Here is a 17,169-nt window from a genome sequence, read left to right on the forward strand (position 1 = left end):
TTCGCAGTAAGTAAGCAATACTCTTAGTGTACCGTAATCTGACACTCCCCCCAATCCATTGAGTAAAACAACTGCACTGTCTGCTGGTTGTTGCAGCAATCGAGGTGAATAAACAGCAAATTGTTGTTTATACGCGAGGATGTAGTGAGAGCAATGGGCGGCGGCGGCGGTGTTCGATGCTGTAATTGAGTATAATTCCATCATAATCAGTGCGGGAATGAGAAAAATTCTCAACAAAGTGTTTGCAAGTGATATTGATAACCATTATCATCATTTTGCTCTTCGAGATAAGGCCAGTAGCTTCTGGTTTTAGACAGGAAAGCACGACATTGCTCACATTGCTTCCAGTGTTTTTTAAGCCAGCTCGGGTGCTGGCTTTTTTTTTGCCTGGCGTCGCCTGGTCCTTTCATATGTTATGTGTACTGACGTTCGATCACGATTTAATTATAAATGATAATGATATTTATCCTGTGTGCACTCAGTTTTTTTGTATTATGAAATCAATACATCCATTGCTATATTAATAAATGAAAAATATTAGTGCTGAAACTGTATTTATATAGTCTGGTGGCGTTATGAAACGATGTCAATTAATGGTTTTATTGTTTATTTCTTATATAATAAGTATGAGTGGTTGGGCTAAACCGCCGGATATTGTTTGGCGTGTTGATACCCGCGATTATCAAGAGATATTCAGTCAGGGTTTTCACTCTTTAGGTGATAATGATTCTGTAGTAGAACACCTTAGTGGCAGAAGTTGCCGTGGTGACCATGCCACATCAGCGGATAGTATATTTATTTCCACTACAGCCGATAAAATATTTGCTTATAATTATTTAGAGAGAGTTTTGAAAAAAACACAAACGACAATAGGCAGTGATGCACTGGTTTATCTTTATCAGATAAGGGCTGATAGTAATATGTATAGCGCAGATTATACATTGAATTTTATATTACGCGTGGGGGCGAGTGGTATGCAACAGGAGCTTCACCATATTTTTCGCTATTCGCCGTTCTTATCGGAATGGATGGCGCATAGCAGAATTTTAGGAGAACAAATTATGTCAGCAACTTCATACCTGTTGCGTCAGGGCAAAGTTATCGCTAATGAGTTTATGCCTAACCCTTTGTATCGGCAAACACGATCGAGTGCCAGTGCGAATCCTTATCGCAATGCTTTAATAATACCGTCGACTCTGAATATAATGCGAGTCTGGATGTTAAGAATGGGAATAAGACCGATGGTCAGGGCGTGTTTTGGCAGTATGAAGTCAACGAACCACAAGCGGGGTATAGATTCAATTTATCGAGGTCATGGCAGAATGTTTAAGTTAATCGCTATTTTATAAAGTTAATATTCCTAATATGTAGAGGTTATATTATGAAGGTGGTTATTTATGGGGCCATTGTGTTATTTTGTAGTTCGGTATTGGCGACTAAACCTGGAGATTTAAAATCACAATGTGATGCTGATAACAGCATGATGATTTATAATCAGATAATTAAAAAATATAATGCGACTATTATGTGGCGACCGGATGATATGTCGCTTAATGCGATTAATATTAAAATAGATGATAAATGGTATGGAACTATAGCAGAAGATAAAGTTAATGGTAATGGAGCGAAAGGGCTATCCAGTTTTGCACAAGCCGCTTACTTAATTAATCTCCCTGTCGATGTCTGTGTTAAAGGTAAATATCTACGGGGGCTGGAGGGGGTTCATTAGCTTTTCGCTCAGATCAGCCGGTTATTATCCTCTGCACTGAACGAAATGAGAAGCTAATTCTTTTCTACTGACCGATATCACCGCTTAAAATAGCATGTTTCTTTAACATGCCACGTAACTGATGGTAGGTTAGCCCGAGTAAACTCGCCGCTTTGCGTTGATTGAACCGCGCCTGTTCCAAAGCGTGTTTCAACATTTGCTGTTCACTGTTTTGCAACCACTGCTTTAGGTCGAGAGGCAATTGAGGAAGTTCAGAAACGTGAACGTCTGCCATTTGCGGCGCTTTGTTTTCACGAGGCTGTCGGGGTGCGAAAGGATTAATAATGATATTATCCAGTGATTGGTCACTATTCCCGTGGCGATAAACTGAACGTTCCACCACATTTTTCAACTCCCGCACATTACCCGGCCAGTCATAATCCAGTAGTTGCTGTTTAGCTTGTGGCGTAAAGCCGGGAAATAGCGGCAGACCTAACTCTCTACACATCTGGATGGCAAAGTGTTCAGCGAGTAACATGATATCTTGCTGACGTTCACGTAACGGTGGTAGTTGCACTACATCAAAGGCGAGCCGGTCCAGCAGGTCGGCGCGGAATTTACCTGCCTGCGCTAAAGCGGGTAAATTGTCATTGGTAGCACAAACCAGCCGGACATCCACTTGCAACGGCTGACTGCCGCCAACGCGCTCCAGATGACCATACTCAATCACACGCAGTAATTTTTCCTGCACTAACATAGGCGCTGTGGCCAGTTCGTCTAAAAAGAGCGTCCCCCCATCTGCTCGTTCAAAACGCCCCAGATGGCGCTTCTGCGCACCGGTAAACGCCCCAGCTTCATGACCAAATAATTCTGAGTCAAGTAAGTTTTCATTCAATGCGGCACAGTTAAGTGAGATGAATGGCCCCTGCCAACGGTTTGATAAATAATGTAACCGGTGCGCAATCAGCTCTTTACCGGTGCCTCGTTCACCAATCACCAACACCGGCTTATTCAACTTTGCCAGCCCGGAAACTTGCTCCAGCACTTCAACAAAAGAGTTTGCTTCGCCTAACAGGTTTTCTAATTGCTCGCTCATGATGAAATTCGCCAATAGTTGGTTAAAACACTCACTTTACATTCTATCTTAATTTAAGCAGAAAATATTTTTTTGTTATTTTTCAAGTTATTAAAACTAATGAAAAGTTGGCACGACTCTTGATAATAGTTATTCCACAAGAGTTAGGCGAATGGATGCAACCAGACGCCGCTATTTCAGAAAGCCATTAAGTCAAAGAGGACATACATTATGGGTATTTTTTCACGCTTTGCCGATATCGTGAATGCCAACATCAATACATTGCTGGATAAAGCGGAAGATCCACAAAAGTTAGTACGCCTGATGATTCAGGAAATGGAAGATACACTAGTCGAAATTCGTTCAACATCTGCCCGCGCATTAGCTGAGAAAAAACAGTTGTTGCGTCGCATCGATCACAGCGAAAGTCAGCAGCAAGAGTGGCAGGAAAAAGCCGAGCTGGCTCTGCGTAAAGATAAAGAAGATTTAGCCCGCGCGGCACTGATTGAAAAACAAAAAGTTGCTGCATTGATTGATACACTGACCCGTGAAGTGGCCACAGTAGAAGAAACACTGAGCCGCATGAAACATGAAATTAGCGAGTTGGAAAGTAAGCTAACTGAAACCCGCGCCAGACAACAGGCGCTGACCCTGCGCCATCAGGCTGCTGCGTCATCTCGCGATGTGCGCCGCCAGCTCGATAGTGGGAAACTCGACGAAGCTATGGCACGTTTTGAGCAATTCGAGCGGCGTATTGACCATATGGAAGCTGAGGCTGAAACTGTGGGGGTCGGCAAACAAAAGTCGCTGGAAAGCCAGTTTGCTGAACTGAAAGCAGATGATGAAATCAGTAACCAGTTGGCCGCACTGAAAGCGAAAATGAATTCGGCTGAGTAATGGTCTTGATCCATTTGCGTAAGCCCTATCTTTTGCTCTGTTTTATCGCTTTAGTGGCGAAAATATATCGAGCGGGCCGTAAGCAATAAAGCGGCCTGCCATAATTTAAATGCGGATACCCGCCAGATGATTAAGGGGAACGAATGAGTATCCTGTTTCTTGCCATACCACTGACCATTTTTGTACTGTTTGTCGCACCTATTTGGTTATGGCTGCATTACAGCAATCGCCAGCAAAGTGGCGCTCAGCTTAGTCATCAGGATATGCAGCGCCTATCACAGTTAACTGATGATGCTCGCCGGATGCGGGAACGGATTCAAACATTAGAAGAAATTCTTGATGCGCAACATCCGAACTGGAGGCAGTCATAATGGGCGATGTTTTTAAAAATAATATGTTAAGTGGCAAAAAACTGTACCGGGTGCCAGAAGAGGGCATGATCAAAGGGGTGTGTGCTGGTCTGGCCCACTATTTTGATATTCCAGTACGATTGATTCGGGTGATGGTGGTGTTATCTCTGTTCTTTGGTTTGTTTGTTTTCACTATCGCGGCCTATATCGTACTGACTTTTATACTGGAACCGGTCCCCGCAGCCAGTTTTAATGGGCAGCATGAAGCAACGCCTCGTCAGCTGCTGGATCAACTAGAGTTTGAGTTGGGCGCCGGGGAACAGCGTTTGCGCCAGGTAGAGCGCTATGTCACCTCTGAGACTTTTGGTGTCCAGAGCCGTTTTCGCCAGTTGTAGTGTTACCAATTATTGCAGCCGGGAATGTTGCCCATAGATGTTACTTACCTATCCATACAGCCTGCCGGAGGGCAAAAGATGAACAATAATCCCGCCCGTTCACGTGCAGGTGTAGTATTAACGTCACTGGTTAAAATTATCTTTACTGTTGCATTGGCCTATGGCCCAGCCAGTGCGGCTGGCTTGATAGTAAAGAGTGTGAGTCGCAAGCCCCTGCGTTGGTTGCTGCTGATGCTGCTCGAGCCAATGTTAAAACGCGCAATGCAGGCAGCTGCTGGCCAATTTGCCAAGGAGAAGCATGAAACGACTGCAAAATGAGATCACGTCTTTGGTTAATCGTGGGATGGATCGCCATCTGCGATTAGCGGTAACCGGCTTGAGCCGCAGCGGGAAAACTGCCTTTATTACTTCGTTAGTGAATCAATTACTTCATGTCCACAGCGGTGCACGTTTACCGCTGTTTTCGGCTGTGCGCGAAGAGCGGCTACTGGGTGTAAAACGGGTACCGCAGCGTGATTTGGGTATTCAACGTTTTACCTATGATGAAGGATTGGCGTCTTTATATGGCACACCGCCAAACTGGCCAACCCCAACCCGTGGCGTCAGTGAAATTCGCTTAGCATTGCGCTTTCGTTCTGGTGATTCGCTTTTGCGCCACTTTAAAGAGACATCGACACTTTATTTGGAGATTGTCGATTACCCCGGTGAATGGTTACTGGACCTGCCTATGTTGGAACAGGACTATTTAAGCTGGTCCCGCCAGATGGCTGGTCTACTACAAGGGGATCGCGCACAGTGGGCCAAACCTTGGCTAACATTGTGTCAGCAGTGTGATCCGTTAGCACCGGCAGACGAAAACCAGCTAGCGGCCATTGCACAGGCCTATACCGATTATCTTATTCGCTGCAAGAATGAAGGCCTGCATTTCATTCAACCCGGGCGGTTTGTCCTGCCTGGTGATATGGCTGGTGCGCCTGCACTACAGTTTTTCCCGTGGCCGGAGGTGAATGAACTGAGTGAATCACGGCTGGCGCAGGCGGATAAACATTCCAATTTGGGTATGTTACGCACCCGTTTTAGCTATTACTGCAACTCGGTGGTGAAAGGTTTTTATAAAGAACATTTTGTCCGATTTGATCGACAAATTGTGCTGGTGGATTGTTTGCAACCTTTGAACAGCGGGCCGCAGGCATTCAACGATATGCGCCTGGCTCTGACACAATTAATGCAGAGTTTCCATTACGGAAAACGAACGTTATTCCGTCGCTTATTCTCGCCGTGTATCGATAAGCTGATGTTTGCGGCGACTAAAGCGGATCACGTGACGGCGGATCAACACGCGAATCTAGTATCGTTACTCCAGCAATTGGTGCAGGAAGCCTGGCAAAATGCTGCTTTCGAAGGGATCAGTATGGATTGTGTTGGGCTAGCATCGGTACAGGCGACAGAAAGTGGCATAGTCGAACATCAGGGGCAAAAAATCCCTGCATTGCGTGGCCATCGCCTACTGGATGGTGTACCGCTGACGGTATTCCCGGGGGATGTCCCGGCGCGTTTGCCTGGTCCGGCATTCTGGCAGCAACAGGGTTTTCATTTTGATGAATTTCGTCCACAAGCGGTGAATGTTGATAGCCCATTGCCCCATATTCGGCTGGATGCAGTGATGGAGTTCTTATTGGGAGATAAGTTGCGATGAGTGAGCCGTTGAAACCACGGATAGATTTTGAACAGCCTTTGCAGCCTCTTGATGAGCCAGTATTAAAAGCAGCACAGGCTTTTGATCAACAAACCGCGGAGAACTTCTACCCTGCGGCACCTGAACTAGACGCTGAAGATGAAGAAGGGCGGGTGGAAGGGTTGGTGAATGCTGCGCTGAAACCCAAACGCAGTCTGTGGCGCAAAATGGTGACGGCCGGACTGGCACTCTTTGGTGTCAGTGTAATTGCCCAGTCAGTGCAATGGGTTAATCAGGCTTGGCAGCAGCAGGATTGGATAGCACTGGGGGCAACGACTGCCGGTGGGCTGATTGTGGTGGCCGGAGTTGGTTCGGTGTTGACCGAGTGGCGGCGCTTATACCGTTTACGCCAGCGGGCACAAGAGCGAGATATCGCCCGTGAACTCTTGGTGAGTCACGGTATCGGGCAAGGGCGCACCTTTTGTGAAAAACTGGCGCGTCAGGCCGGACTGGATCAAGGGCATCCGGCACTGCAACGTTGGCAGGCGTCCTTGCATGAGACGCATAACGATCGAGAAGTGGTTGAGTTATATGCCAAACTGGTACAGCCAGCACTGGATAATCAGGCACGGGCAGAAATTAGCCGCTACGCTGCTGAATCAGCATTAATGATTGCGGTCAGTCCTCTGGCGTTGGTGGATATGGCCTTTATCGCCTGGCGTAATATTCGTCTGATTAATCGTATTGCTGCTTTGTATGGTATCGAATTGGGATATTTCAGCCGAATTCGGTTATTCCGCTTAGTGTTACTGAACATTGCTTTTGCCGGGGCTTCCGAATTGGTACGAGAAGTGGGTATGGACTGGTTGTCACAGGATTTGGCCGCGCGTTTATCGGCTCGTGCGGCGCAAGGGATCGGGGCGGGGCTACTGACCGCCCGACTGGGTATCAAAGCGATGGAGCTATGTCGCCCGTTGCCATGGCTGGATGGTGATAAACCTAAACTGGGAGATTTTCGCCGCCAGTTGATTAGCCAATTGAAAAATACGCTGCCGAAAAAAGACCAAGCTAAGCCATAGCCGGTTGGCTATTTCAATCGCGGATCGAAGGCGAAGGAGAGTGTTTTAGCGGTACTCAAACAGGTCTGAAAATCTTTGTGGCGTGGGTTGACCAGCATATTGTGTTCTGATGGCACCAGTGTGGACGGGACCAGTAATCCAATTGATGATTCTGATGCCAACCACTCGGTGCCGATATCCATCGTAGCGACAGGTGCGGGGTCGTTACGCCAGTCAATGGGCCAATCCTGTGGCTGTAACAGCATGATATTGCTATCATCAATCTCAATTTGAAATAATTCAAACTCACAGAGTGTTGAGCTGTCTTGAATATGCACCAGTGTTTCCAGCATTGCCAGTGACACACTACTGGCTAAATAGATGGCAGCGTGGCCTTTATGATTCCAGCGGCCGCCATAGATTTCAGCGCCATAGCCGGTCCAGGTTGAAGCAAGATAACGGCGCATCACAATGCGATAGAGCATCATAAGTATTGCCCCGTCGGGTTGCTAGTAATTGTGAACTTATCCATGTCATCTTCCCTATACAACTTTTATCCTTCCTGGCACTCAGCTATGAAAATACACCGTGTTCCAGCCGGCCAATTAAATCACAGATTTCTAGTGCGCCGGTTTCGGTCTCCAGCAGTGAGTCAGGGCTGCGATGCCCAAGCCCCTTAATTGGCGTCGACATCCAGACGATGGCTTTGCCTTTATCACCACCAAATAGATCAACGGCGGCATCCATTACTCGCACGAAACGCGCAATTCGCTCGCTTTCTTCCGGTGTGAAACGGCCATCATGGGTGCGTCTGCGGGTTAGACTACGGCTGGGAATACCGGTAGCACGCAATACTTCAGATTTAGGTATGGACGCCCAGAGATGGATGCTATCGATGACATCGACAGAAAAACCCAATTTGATGCTATCCACCAATACCGTGCCACGACTGGCCGGCAAACCAATTTCACGCCAGAGCGCCCCTGCCTTGGTTGTGGGGGTAGGCTGATAAGCTCTCATGTAACCTCCTCGGTCATATGGCTACCTCTACTATAGCCAGTTGGCCGATGGAATGCAAAGTGTCACCTCACCTTGACGAAGGGACTGATACAGTCAGGCATTATATTATTCTGAATTATTCTTATAAAAACTAATAACTCGCTAGATGTATGGCGCACAGGCGCTGAAAATCTTACCTTGCTAGTATTGGTCGGGAAAAAAATCAGCAAAAACCCGATTCCTGTCAACTTTTGCTGACAGACTGCTTCATCAGCAAGGGGGGACAGGGTATTATCATAAGCAGAGACTCCGCACCTGCACTATATAAGGTCGATACTGATGCGCTTGGAAGTTTTTTGTGAAGACCGACTCGGTCTCACCAGAGAGTTACTTGATCTCTTGGTTTTACGCAGCATTGATTTACGGGGGATCGAAATTGATCCGATAGGGCGTATTTACCTGAACTTTTCTCAACTGGATTTCAGTGTATTCAGTGCTTTAATGATGGATATTCGACGTATCGAGGGGGTAACAGACGTTCGAACCGTCTCCTTTATGCCATCAGAACGTGAACACCGCGCGCTGCGAGCGTTACTTGAATCGATGCCAGAACCGGTATTCTCCATTGATTTAAGAGGTAATCTTGAGTTAGCTAACCCTGCGGCCCGTGAGCTTTTCTCCCTTCATGAGGAGCGTATTCGCCACAAAACTGCCGGCAGCCTGCTCGGGGGATATAACTTTGCCCGTTGGTTTGAAGGGGGGGAAACCGCGCCTCATACCGAACGGGTGTTGATCAACAATCAGGATTACCTGATGGAGATAACCCCCATCGAGCTTGAAGACGAGCATCAGCAGAACCAAACAGTGGGTGCAGTGGTGATGTTAAAATCCACGGCGCGCATGGGTAAACAGTTACAAATCTTATCAGTTAACGATGATACTGAATTTAAAAAGATTGTTGCCACCAGCGTTAAGATGCGCCAAGTGCTTGAGCAAGCCCGTAAATTGGCGATGCTGGATGCCCCCTTGCTATTGGTCGGTGATACCGGTACTGGTAAAGATCTCTTGGCTCACGCCTGTCACTTGCGTAGCCCGCGCGGGAAAATGCCTTTCCTTGGCCTTAATTGTGCTTCAATGCCGGACGATGTGGTAGAAAGCGAGCTATTCGGCTATGCAGCCGGGGCTTACCCGAATGCCATCGAAGGTAAAAAAGGCTTCTTTGAGCAGGCGAATGGTGGCTCGGTGCTACTGGATGAAATCGGCGAAATGTCGCCACGCATGCAAATCAAACTGTTGCGATTCCTAAACGATGGTACCTTCCGCCGTGTCGGGGAAGAACATGAAGTGCATGTCGATGTTCGGGTTATTTGCGCCACGCAAAAGAACCTGGTGGAGTTGGTTCAGCGTGGTGAGTTTCGTGAAGATCTCTATTATCGCCTTAATGTGCTGACTATCACCTTGCCACCATTGCGTGAGCGTCAGGCTGATATCATGCCACTGACCGAATTGTTCGTTGCCCGCTTTTCGGACGAACAAGGCGTGCCACGGCCGAAGTTGGCTCCTGAACTGAGCAGTTTTCTGACTAATTATGGTTGGCCCGGCAATGTACGGCAGTTGAAAAATGCCATTTATCGCGCTCTGACCCAATTGGACGGTTTCGAACTACGGCCCCAGGACATTATCTTGCCGGAGTTCGAAGTTGAAGCCGTACTGGGGGACGAAGTGCTTGATGGTTCGCTTGATGACATCAGCAAACGCTTTGAACGCTCAGTGCTGACCCGTCTTTATCGTAATTATCCCAGTACACGTAAATTGGCCAAGCGCCTTGGCGTCTCGCATACCGCGATTGCCAACAAGTTGCGCGAATATGGTTTAAGCAGTAAGCGGCCAGTCAGTGATAACAGCGAAGAAGAGTAAGCAACAGAGCAATACGTTGCTATAAATGGATTGTATTAAAAACGGATTGTATTAAAAACGGATTGTATTAAAAAACGGCTGTACCCAGATGGGCCAGCCGTTTTGAGTTAATGCTCCGGTTTAGTTAAACCCAAGTTAACCAGTTACTTCAATGCTGCCAGGGCGGCATCATAGTTTGGTTCAGTGGTGATTTCGTTAACCAGTTCACTGTAGATAACGTTATCTTGCCCATCCAGAACCACCACAGCACGCGCAGTCAAACCAGCCAATGGGCCTTCGGTAATGGCCACACCATAAGCTTGTTTGAAATCGGCGCCACGCAGCGTTGATAAGGTCGTTACGTTGCTCAGGCCTTCAGCACCGCAAAAGCGTGATTGAGCGAATGGCAGGTCAGAGGAGATACAAAGAACGACAGTGTTCTCAAGTTCGCCAGCCAATTGATTGAATTTACGTACCGATGCCGCACAAACGCCGGTATCAATACTTGGGAAGATATTCAGGACTTTACGTTTGCCAATGAAGCTGCTCAGGGCAACATCAGATAAATCTTTCGCAACCAAAGTAAAGTCTTTTGCTTTATCACCAGCTTGTGGCAGTTGACCTGCAACAGTCACTGGATTGCCTTGAAAATGTACGGTCTGTGTCATTATTTGATCCCTTTTACAGATGTGTAACACGAAGTTCAGTTTAAGGTAACAATGGCGGCTTGGATATGAGAAATTTGCTAAATAATTGAGATTTCGCTTACGTTAGGTTCTAACGTCTGATACTCAAACCCGAATTTTGCCAAGGAGCCATAATTGAGAACAATGCGTTTCTACCCTGAGGCATGGCCTTTACATTCTGCGTTTGTTATTTCCCGTGGTAGCCGCACAGAAGCCAAAGTGGTGGTCGTCGAGATTGAAGAGGACGGCATCCTGGCTTGCGGCGAATGTACGCCATATCCACATTATGGTGAAAGTGAATCATCGGTCATGGCACAGCTCGCCTTGGTTGTTAATGCCATAGAAGGTGGCATTTCACGGCAGGATTTACAGCCGCTATTATCCGCAGGGGCCGCCAGGAATGCGGTGGATTGTGCACTGTGGCAGTTGGAATGTTTACAGAGCCAGCAAAGTTTGTGGCATATGAGCCAGACAACGGCTATTCCCCATATTTCAATGGCTCAAACAGTCAGTATCGGCACGCCAGAAGCGATGGCGTACAGTGCCAGTGCATTGGCACATCTTGGCGCCAGATTGTTGAAAATAAAACTTGATGACCATCTTATTGCTGAGCGTTTAGTGGCGATCCGCAGTGCTGCGCCAGAAGTGACCTTAATCGTGGATGCCAATGAATCCTGGCAAACCGAAGGGCTGGTTGCCCGTTGCCAGTTACTGGCAGATTTAGGTGTGGCGATGCTGGAACAGCCGCTACCGGCCGGTGAAGATGATAGCTTGCAGAATTTTATTCATCCGTTGCCGATTTGTGCTGACGAAAGCTGCCATACGCGGGCGGATTTAGCCGGACTGGTTGGCCGCTATGACATGGTAAACATTAAACTGGACAAAAGTGGCGGGTTAACCGAAGCGTTATTGCTAGCCGAGCAGGCAAAATCACAGGGATTTGCCATTATGCTCGGTTGCATGTTGTGTACTTCCCGCGCCATACGAGCGGCCTTGCCACTGGCACCGGGCGCGCGGTTTGTTGATCTCGACGGCCGACATGGTTGGAACAGGATATTGAGGGTGGGTTGCACTTCTCAACAGGGGCGATCGATTTGTCGGTTTAATCCGCCAACGTGAGTAAATCCACCAATGCAGCCAGATAACATTCACTGGCCGCATCGGCGGAAATTGGCGGTAATTCTGCGGTGATACACGGCAAATTGCGATCAGCGCACCAGCTACCAAATGACCCAGGTGTGGCGTAACCGACACTGTTAACGAGCGGTAATGCGAAATTGGCTGCCAACCGAGCCCCTAGCACAGAGCTATCAGGGTCTTCAATGCAGGCCAGCGGCTCATGGAATGAGACGACCCAGCGGGGAGCAAGTTGCTCAATCAAGGCGCATAAAGCTTGTGTTTCTGGCTCTGAACCTGCGTGTTCGCCCGTCAATAACCGGACATCACGTGCATCAGCGGCACTGTTCCAGCGATAAACCGTCTCGCCTGGTTGCCAGTTTTTTGCCGGGAAATTGCGATTAAGATCAACACCATTGGCATTAGCACGTAACCCTAATTGGCAACCATCCGGGTTCACTGCTAATACCACATGATGGCGCTGTTGTTCCGGGGCAATAGTGCGTAACGCGCAGGAAAGGGCAACAATGGCCGCACTTTCATCGCCATGGGTGCCGGCGATAATCAACCCGGTGTTCACAGATGACGTGGGGGCAGGGAAGTAAAGCAGCGGTGCCCCCAGCAGCGATTGGCCGTAGTGTTGGCCTAAGGTGAACAAATTTCCTCGTGCTGAACGAGGTCGATATTGAGTCATAATGTTCTCTGTTATCCTGAACATATTTATAATACTTTCAACATAGCATTTAATATTATTTCTTTGAATCAATAAGTTATTTTTGATGCTGATGGCAATGGTTCAGAGAACCATAAAGGCTAACGTCAGTCGCTGATTGTATTGTTGAATGCAGTTTACTTTTGATGTTGCCGTGGTGAGCTATATTTTATCATCGTCAGTATAGGGTTTAATCTGCTAGTTTATATCGACAACGTGTTGAGTTGATGTTGAAGCTTTACTGTTTGATTTACTTTAAATAAATAGATCTAGAAATAATGATGCGTTAAATTTACACACACAGTAACCCCAAGGTCATGGCTGAATATTACCTACATAGAATATGTTGGTACGCGCTGTGAGTAGTTAACGTTATGAGCAGTCAGGGGCTGCTTTCGCTGACATGGACAACAACGATAAGGTTATCGATTATGCGCTATTTCCGTTATGCATTGTGTGCCGCATTAGTGGGCACCGCGTTGGGCGCAGCAAATGCTGCTGATGTTCCTGCGGGTACCGTATTGGCAGAAAAACAAGAAATCGTTCGTCATATTAAAGATGAGCCAGCCTCCCTTGATCCGATGAAAGCCGTGGGGCTCATCGAGGCTCAGGTCGCGCGTGACCTGTTTGAAGGCTTAGTGAATCAGGATGCTCAGGGCCAAATAATTCCCGGAGTGGCATTAAGCTGGCAAACAACAGATAACCAAACCTATATATTTACTTTACGTAAAGACGCTAAATGGTCTAACGGCTCACCGGTCACTGCACAGGACTTTGTTTACAGCTGGCGTCGATTAGTTGACCCTAAAAGTTTATCTCCTTTTGCCTGGTTCGCTGAATTAGCGGGGATGGAGAATGCACAGCAAATTATTTCAGGGAAAATGTCACCCGACACGCTAGGGGTGAGTGCTATTAATAATCACACCTTAAAAGTCAAACTCAGTAAACCAGTACCTTATTTCCCAAGTCTGACAGCAAATTTCAGTTTATTCCCGGTACCCCAGTCTGTTGTTGAACAATATGGTAATGATTGGACCAAAGTCGGTAATCTGGTAGGCAATGGCGCATTTAAATTACAAGATAGAGTCGTCAATGAGAAATTGGTCTTAGTACCGAATGAACATTATTGGGACCATGCGCATACGGTGCTGACCAAAGTAACGTTTGTTCCAATTAATCAGGAAGCAAATGCCACTAAACGTTATCGTGCGGGTGATATTGATATTACAGAATCATTCCCGAAAAATTTATATCAGAAGTTGCTAAAAGATATTCCTGACCAGGTTTATACGCCTGATCAGCTAGGAACCTATTATTACGCCTTTAATACGCAACGTGCACCAACCAATGATATTCGCGTACGTAAAGCATTATCTTATGCGATAGATCGTAAAATCATTGCTGAAAAAGTATTAGGTACTGGAGAGAAGCCAGCTTATCACTTTACGCCTGATGTTACTGCTGGCTACCATCCGGTTGCAAATTTATTGCAGCAGCAAGATCAGGATGAATTGAACGCACAAGCCAAAGCATTGCTGCATGCTGCGGGCTATGGCCCTGATAAGCCGTTAACATTATCCCTCTTGTATAATACCTCTGATAATAATCAGAAATTAGCCATTGCCATTGCTTCTATGTGGAAGAAAACATTGGGTGTGGATGTCAAAATGATTAACCAGGAATGGAAGACATATATTGACAGCCGTAACACCGGTAATTTTGATGTGGTTCGTGCGTCATGGGTCGGTGACTATAATGAGCCGTCTACCTTCCTGTCACTGCTGACATCCACACACAGCGGAAATATCGCGAAATTTAATAGTGTAGATTATGATAAGTTACTCAATGAAGCGGGTAAACAGACCAATGCTAAAGCACTGAGTGATGATTATAATAAAGCTGAACAGATTATTGCCGAGCAAGTACCTATCGCACCTATATATCAATTTACCAATGGCCGTTTAATTAAGCCGTGGGTGAAAGGTTATCCAATCACTAACCCTGAGGATGTGGCATACAGTCAGACGATGTATATCATCAAGCACTAAAGCTGGTGTGTTTCTGACAGTTAGACCGCCAGTATTAATTGGCGGCTTTTTCTATTTTTTTAATTTGCTCTCAGTGGTGATGAGATAATTAAATCTATCTGGTCACTTTATGTTTAGATTATTTTACTACATTTAACATTGCGTTTTCTTAGTGTCAGACGGTTCTGTTATGGCTGCGGCGAGCTATCCTGGTTCATCACCTTTAAAGATCGGGTGGCTAGCGCTACACTGAGCTAATTGCATGATAAATTCCGAAATAGAGGATGTTGTTGTGGATGTAGTCGAAGGGAAAGCACTTCAAGTCGCTGATGCGGTTTATGCCTATCAACTCGATGGTAAAGGGGGGGTGACGTCAATAAGTGTTGATGCGGTCGCCACAGCGGAGCAGCCTTGCTGGTTGCATCTGGATTATACCTATCCGCAAAGTGCAGCCTGGTTGCAAAATACACCCTTACTGCCAGAGGTGGTGCGTGATGGTCTGGCGGGGGAGAGTGTGCGTCCTAAGGTCACCCGGCTGGGTGATGGCACGATGATAACCTTGCGTGGTATTAACTTTAACACCGATGCCCGTCCCGATCAGTTAGTGACGATTAGGGTCTATATCACAGACAAATTGATCGTCTCAACTCGCCATCGTAAGGTTTACTCCATCGATGATGTACTAAATGACCTGCAAAGCGGCACTGGCCCGACAGACAGTGGTAATTGGCTGGTGGAGATTGTCGATGGCCTGACCGACCATACCAGTGAGTTTATCGAAGACTTACACGACAAAATTATCGATCTTGAAGATGATTTACTGGAGCAAAAAATCCCCCAGCGTGGGCAAATGGCATTATTACGCAAGCAGCTAATTGTGTTACGCCGCTATATGGCACCACAACGCGATGTATTTTCTCGATTGGCCAGCGAGCGTTTGCCCTGGATGAATGATGATGATCGGCGTCGAATGCAGGAAATCTCAGAACGGCTGGGCCGTGGATTAGAGGATTTAGATTCAAGCATCGCCCGCACGGCAGTGCTGTCTGATGAAATTAGTTCATTAATGGCTGATGCGATGAACCGGCGGACCTATACCATGTCGCTTTTGGCAATGGTCTTTTTACCGACGACCTTTTTGACCGGTTTGTTTGGGGTCAACCTTGGTGGGATCCCCGGTAATACCGACTCTTTTGGTTTTGCGACTTTTTGCATGATGTTGGTGGCTTTGGTGTTAGGTGTTGCCTGGTGGTTAAAGCGCAGTAAATGGCTCTAATAATGAAGCGGTAGGCGCGTAAAAGAGTGTGCCAGAGATAGGGTTAATCACTGCAAAATTGAGCCACATCAAGATTTGATGGTAATGACTCAGGCATTATCACTGTGCAGGTGAATGCAACGTCAAGCGATGGGCGTTGCGCTCCATATTTGTAATACTTTTATTTTGAATTACTGCATAGCACATAATTGTTACGATGCCGATGTTGTCTCAACATCGGCATTTTTTTTATGCATTTTTAGCAAGATATTTAATTCCTTTCAACCTGCTCAGGGTTGCTGCAATTTCTACTGTTTCATGGATGCATAAACTTACGTATAATAACGCTTTACTTTTTCACTCGGAATTAGTTGCTCTGAACGTTATTAGAGACCTGATAAGTATTTATGAATCAAGAAGATACAAGAAAAGAAACCCTTGAGTTCAATAAACTCCAGAAGCGCATTCGGAGAAATGTCGGCAATGCTATCACCGATTACAACATGATCGAAGATAATGACGTTGTAATGGCATGCATGAGTGGTGGGAAGGACTCGTTTGCAATGTTGGACATCCTGCTCGGCCTACAAAAGGTTGCGCCGATCAAGTTCGATGTTATTGCGGTAAATTTAGACCAAAAACAGCCCGGTTTTCCTGAGCATATTCTGCCTGAGTATCTTGAAAGCCTTAATATCCCTTATTATATTGTGGATAAAGATACTTATTCGGTTGTTAAAGAGAAAATACCTGAAGGTAAAACAACCTGCGGGCTATGTTCTCGTCTACGCAGAGGAACATTGTATTCATTTGCGGAGAAGATTGGCGCTACAAAAATCGCGCTCGGTCACCATATGGATGACATTGTTGAAACGCTATTTTTGAATATCTTCCATGGTGCACGCATGAAAGCGATGCCGCCAAAATTACGTTCTGACGATGGACGTAATATTGTTATCAGGCCGCTGGCATATTGCCGCGAGAAAGACCTGATTAAGTATTCTGAGTATAAAACTTTTCCAATAATTCCATGTAACCTGTGTGGTTCGCAGGAGAATTTGCAACGCCAGGCGATTAAAACCATGCTAGGCGAATGGGATAAAAAAGATCCGGGCCGGGTTGAGAGTGTATTTAAGTCAATACAAAACGTAAGCCCAAGCCAGTTAGCTGACCGTAACCTTTTTGATTTCGTCAACCTGCCGTTAGATCGTGACGGGGATAGGGAAGAGTACGCGTTTAGTGAAGCAACGGTTTCTTCTACCAATATCAATAATGCCCTGTATATAGATGTAACCAATCTCTGATTTTATTTATCTATTAAGT

Annotated in this window: 17 protein-coding genes and 1 pseudogene; 13 read left to right on the forward strand and 5 right to left on the reverse strand. The window is 46.5% G+C overall.

Going from position 1 to position 17,169, the window contains the following annotated elements:
* The first annotated feature begins 575 nt into the window (after window positions 1-575).
* Together ytxA and ytxB are read left to right on the forward strand one after the other, a co-directional pair.
* On the forward strand, window positions 576-1,349 hold the full coding sequence (gene ytxA / locus ACWJJO_RS10920) for a putative AB5 enterotoxin ADP-ribosylating subunit YtxA (protein WP_102970402.1): 774 nt from the start codon (window positions 576-578) through the stop codon (window positions 1,347-1,349).
* A 32-nt stretch (window positions 1,350-1,381) separates the two neighbouring features.
* A complete protein-coding gene (gene ytxB / locus ACWJJO_RS10925) occupies window positions 1,382-1,729 on the forward strand; it encodes a putative AB5 enterotoxin binding subunit YtxB (RefSeq protein WP_083158766.1) in 348 nt (115 codons plus the stop codon).
* Between the two features lie 64 nt (window positions 1,730-1,793).
* Here ytxB and pspF read toward each other — a convergent pair whose 3' ends face one another.
* Complete coding sequence (gene pspF / locus ACWJJO_RS10930; protein WP_372569218.1) at window positions 1,794-2,804, reverse strand: phage shock protein operon transcriptional activator; 1,011 nt, start codon at window positions 2,802-2,804, stop codon at window positions 1,794-1,796.
* A 210-nt stretch (window positions 2,805-3,014) separates the two neighbouring features.
* On the opposite strand from pspF, the gene pspA reads away from it, so the two are divergent.
* From pspA to ACWJJO_RS10960, 6 genes are all read left to right on the forward strand, one after another.
* Window positions 3,015-3,680, forward strand: a complete 666-nt coding sequence (gene pspA, locus ACWJJO_RS10935) for a phage shock protein PspA (RefSeq protein ID WP_083158768.1) — start codon at window positions 3,015-3,017, stop codon at window positions 3,678-3,680.
* Window positions 3,681-3,823: 143 nt separating this feature from the next.
* The gene (pspB, locus tag ACWJJO_RS10940; protein WP_032906081.1) at window positions 3,824-4,051 is read left to right on the forward strand and encodes an envelope stress response membrane protein PspB; all 228 of its coding nucleotides are present in this window, start codon (window positions 3,824-3,826) and stop codon (window positions 4,049-4,051) included.
* Window positions 4,051-4,425, forward strand: a complete 375-nt coding sequence (pspC, locus tag ACWJJO_RS10945) for an envelope stress response membrane protein PspC (protein ID WP_193784654.1) — start codon at window positions 4,051-4,053, stop codon at window positions 4,423-4,425. The genes pspB and pspC overlap by 1 nt, the downstream gene beginning before the upstream one ends.
* Before the next feature lie 78 nt (window positions 4,426-4,503).
* Window positions 4,504-4,743 (forward strand): phage shock protein PspD, encoded by a 240-nt coding sequence (gene pspD / locus ACWJJO_RS10950; RefSeq protein WP_083158769.1) that lies wholly within the window; start codon window positions 4,504-4,506, stop codon window positions 4,741-4,743.
* Window positions 4,724-6,121, forward strand: coding sequence for a YcjX family GTP-binding protein (locus ACWJJO_RS10955; protein WP_083158770.1), 1,398 nt, complete (start codon window positions 4,724-4,726; stop codon window positions 6,119-6,121). Before pspD ends, ACWJJO_RS10955 begins: the two co-directional genes overlap by 20 nt.
* Entirely contained in the window at window positions 6,118-7,179 is a 1,062-nt protein-coding gene (locus ACWJJO_RS10960) for a YcjF family protein (protein ID WP_083158771.1), read from the forward strand. The genes ACWJJO_RS10955 and ACWJJO_RS10960 overlap by 4 nt, the downstream gene beginning before the upstream one ends.
* 8 nt (window positions 7,180-7,187) lie before the next feature.
* Here the strand turns inward: ACWJJO_RS10960 and ACWJJO_RS10965 are convergent, their stop codons facing one another.
* On the reverse strand, window positions 7,188-7,646 hold the full coding sequence (locus tag ACWJJO_RS10965; RefSeq protein ID WP_481091013.1) for an RES family NAD+ phosphorylase: 459 nt from the start codon (window positions 7,644-7,646) through the stop codon (window positions 7,188-7,190).
* 85 nt (window positions 7,647-7,731) lie between these two features.
* Complete coding sequence (locus ACWJJO_RS10970; RefSeq protein WP_083158773.1) at window positions 7,732-8,178, reverse strand: DUF2384 domain-containing protein; 447 nt, start codon at window positions 8,176-8,178, stop codon at window positions 7,732-7,734.
* 318 nt (window positions 8,179-8,496) lie between these two features.
* Between ACWJJO_RS10970 and tyrR the strand changes: the two genes are divergently transcribed.
* Complete coding sequence (gene tyrR / locus ACWJJO_RS10975; protein ID WP_481091014.1) at window positions 8,497-10,074, forward strand: transcriptional regulator TyrR; 1,578 nt, start codon at window positions 8,497-8,499, stop codon at window positions 10,072-10,074.
* 143 nt (window positions 10,075-10,217) lie between these two features.
* On the opposite strand, the gene tpx is transcribed toward tyrR, so the two are convergent.
* On the reverse strand, window positions 10,218-10,721 hold the full coding sequence (tpx, locus tag ACWJJO_RS10980) for a thiol peroxidase (RefSeq protein WP_083158775.1): 504 nt from the start codon (window positions 10,719-10,721) through the stop codon (window positions 10,218-10,220).
* A gap of 153 nt (window positions 10,722-10,874) precedes the next feature.
* Between tpx and ycjG the strand changes: the two are divergent.
* A pseudogene (gene ycjG, locus ACWJJO_RS10985) lies at window positions 10,875-11,845 on the forward strand (L-Ala-D/L-Glu epimerase).
* On the opposite strand, the gene mpaA reads toward ycjG, so the two are convergent.
* Entirely contained in the window at window positions 11,842-12,549 is a 708-nt protein-coding gene (gene mpaA, locus ACWJJO_RS10990) for a murein tripeptide amidase MpaA (protein WP_083158777.1), read from the reverse strand. The pseudogene ycjG and the gene mpaA overlap by 4 nt on opposite strands.
* A gap of 449 nt (window positions 12,550-12,998) precedes the next feature.
* Between mpaA and ACWJJO_RS10995 the strand changes: the two genes are divergently transcribed.
* The 3 genes from ACWJJO_RS10995 (at window position 12,999) to ttcA (ending at window position 17,150) form a co-directional block, all read left to right on the forward strand.
* Window positions 12,999-14,615 carry a peptide ABC transporter substrate-binding protein gene (locus ACWJJO_RS10995; protein ID WP_481091015.1) on the forward strand — a complete coding sequence of 539 codons (1,617 nt, stop codon included), beginning with the start codon at window positions 12,999-13,001 and terminating at the stop codon, window positions 14,613-14,615.
* Window positions 14,616-14,886: 271 nt separating this feature from the next.
* Complete coding sequence (gene zntB / locus ACWJJO_RS11000) at window positions 14,887-15,870, forward strand: zinc transporter ZntB (protein ID WP_420073764.1); 984 nt, start codon at window positions 14,887-14,889, stop codon at window positions 15,868-15,870.
* A gap of 386 nt (window positions 15,871-16,256) precedes the next feature.
* Window positions 16,257-17,150, forward strand: a complete 894-nt coding sequence (gene ttcA / locus ACWJJO_RS11005; RefSeq protein WP_083158780.1) for a tRNA 2-thiocytidine(32) synthetase TtcA — start codon at window positions 16,257-16,259, stop codon at window positions 17,148-17,150.
* Window positions 17,151-17,169: the final 19 nt, after the last annotated feature.

This window comes from Yersinia antarctica, assembly GCF_056636475.1.

Excerpts from the sequence above, each read along its gene's own strand:
- ACWJJO_RS10955 (WP_083158770.1), top strand. The coding sequence starts at position 4,724 with ATGAAACGACTGCAAAATGAGATCACGTCTTTGGTTAATCGTGGGATG.
- ACWJJO_RS10970 (WP_083158773.1), bottom strand. The coding sequence starts at position 8,178 with ATGAGAGCTTATCAGCCTACCCCCACAACCAAGGCAGGGGCGCTCTGG.
- tpx (WP_083158775.1), bottom strand. The coding sequence starts at position 10,721 with ATGACACAGACCGTACATTTTCAAGGCAATCCAGTGACTGTTGCAGGT.
- ACWJJO_RS10995 (WP_481091015.1), top strand. The coding sequence starts at position 12,999 with ATGCGCTATTTCCGTTATGCATTGTGTGCCGCATTAGTGGGCACCGCG.
- pspB (WP_032906081.1), top strand. The coding sequence starts at position 3,824 with ATGAGTATCCTGTTTCTTGCCATACCACTGACCATTTTTGTACTGTTT.
- ytxA (WP_102970402.1), top strand. The coding sequence starts at position 576 with ATGAAACGATGTCAATTAATGGTTTTATTGTTTATTTCTTATATAATA.
- mpaA (WP_083158777.1), bottom strand. The coding sequence starts at position 12,549 with ATGACTCAATATCGACCTCGTTCAGCACGAGGAAATTTGTTCACCTTA.
- pspD (WP_083158769.1), top strand. The coding sequence starts at position 4,504 with ATGAACAATAATCCCGCCCGTTCACGTGCAGGTGTAGTATTAACGTCA.
- ACWJJO_RS10965 (WP_481091013.1), bottom strand. The coding sequence starts at position 7,646 with ATGATGCTCTATCGCATTGTGATGCGCCGTTATCTTGCTTCAACCTGG.
- ttcA (WP_083158780.1), top strand. The coding sequence starts at position 16,257 with ATGAATCAAGAAGATACAAGAAAAGAAACCCTTGAGTTCAATAAACTC.
- tyrR (WP_481091014.1), top strand. The coding sequence starts at position 8,497 with ATGCGCTTGGAAGTTTTTTGTGAAGACCGACTCGGTCTCACCAGAGAG.
- pspA (WP_083158768.1), top strand. The coding sequence starts at position 3,015 with ATGGGTATTTTTTCACGCTTTGCCGATATCGTGAATGCCAACATCAAT.
- ytxB (WP_083158766.1), top strand. The coding sequence starts at position 1,382 with ATGAAGGTGGTTATTTATGGGGCCATTGTGTTATTTTGTAGTTCGGTA.
- ACWJJO_RS10960 (WP_083158771.1), top strand. The coding sequence starts at position 6,118 with ATGAGTGAGCCGTTGAAACCACGGATAGATTTTGAACAGCCTTTGCAG.
- pspC (WP_193784654.1), top strand. The coding sequence starts at position 4,051 with ATGGGCGATGTTTTTAAAAATAATATGTTAAGTGGCAAAAAACTGTAC.
- pspF (WP_372569218.1), bottom strand. The coding sequence starts at position 2,804 with ATGAGCGAGCAATTAGAAAACCTGTTAGGCGAAGCAAACTCTTTTGTT.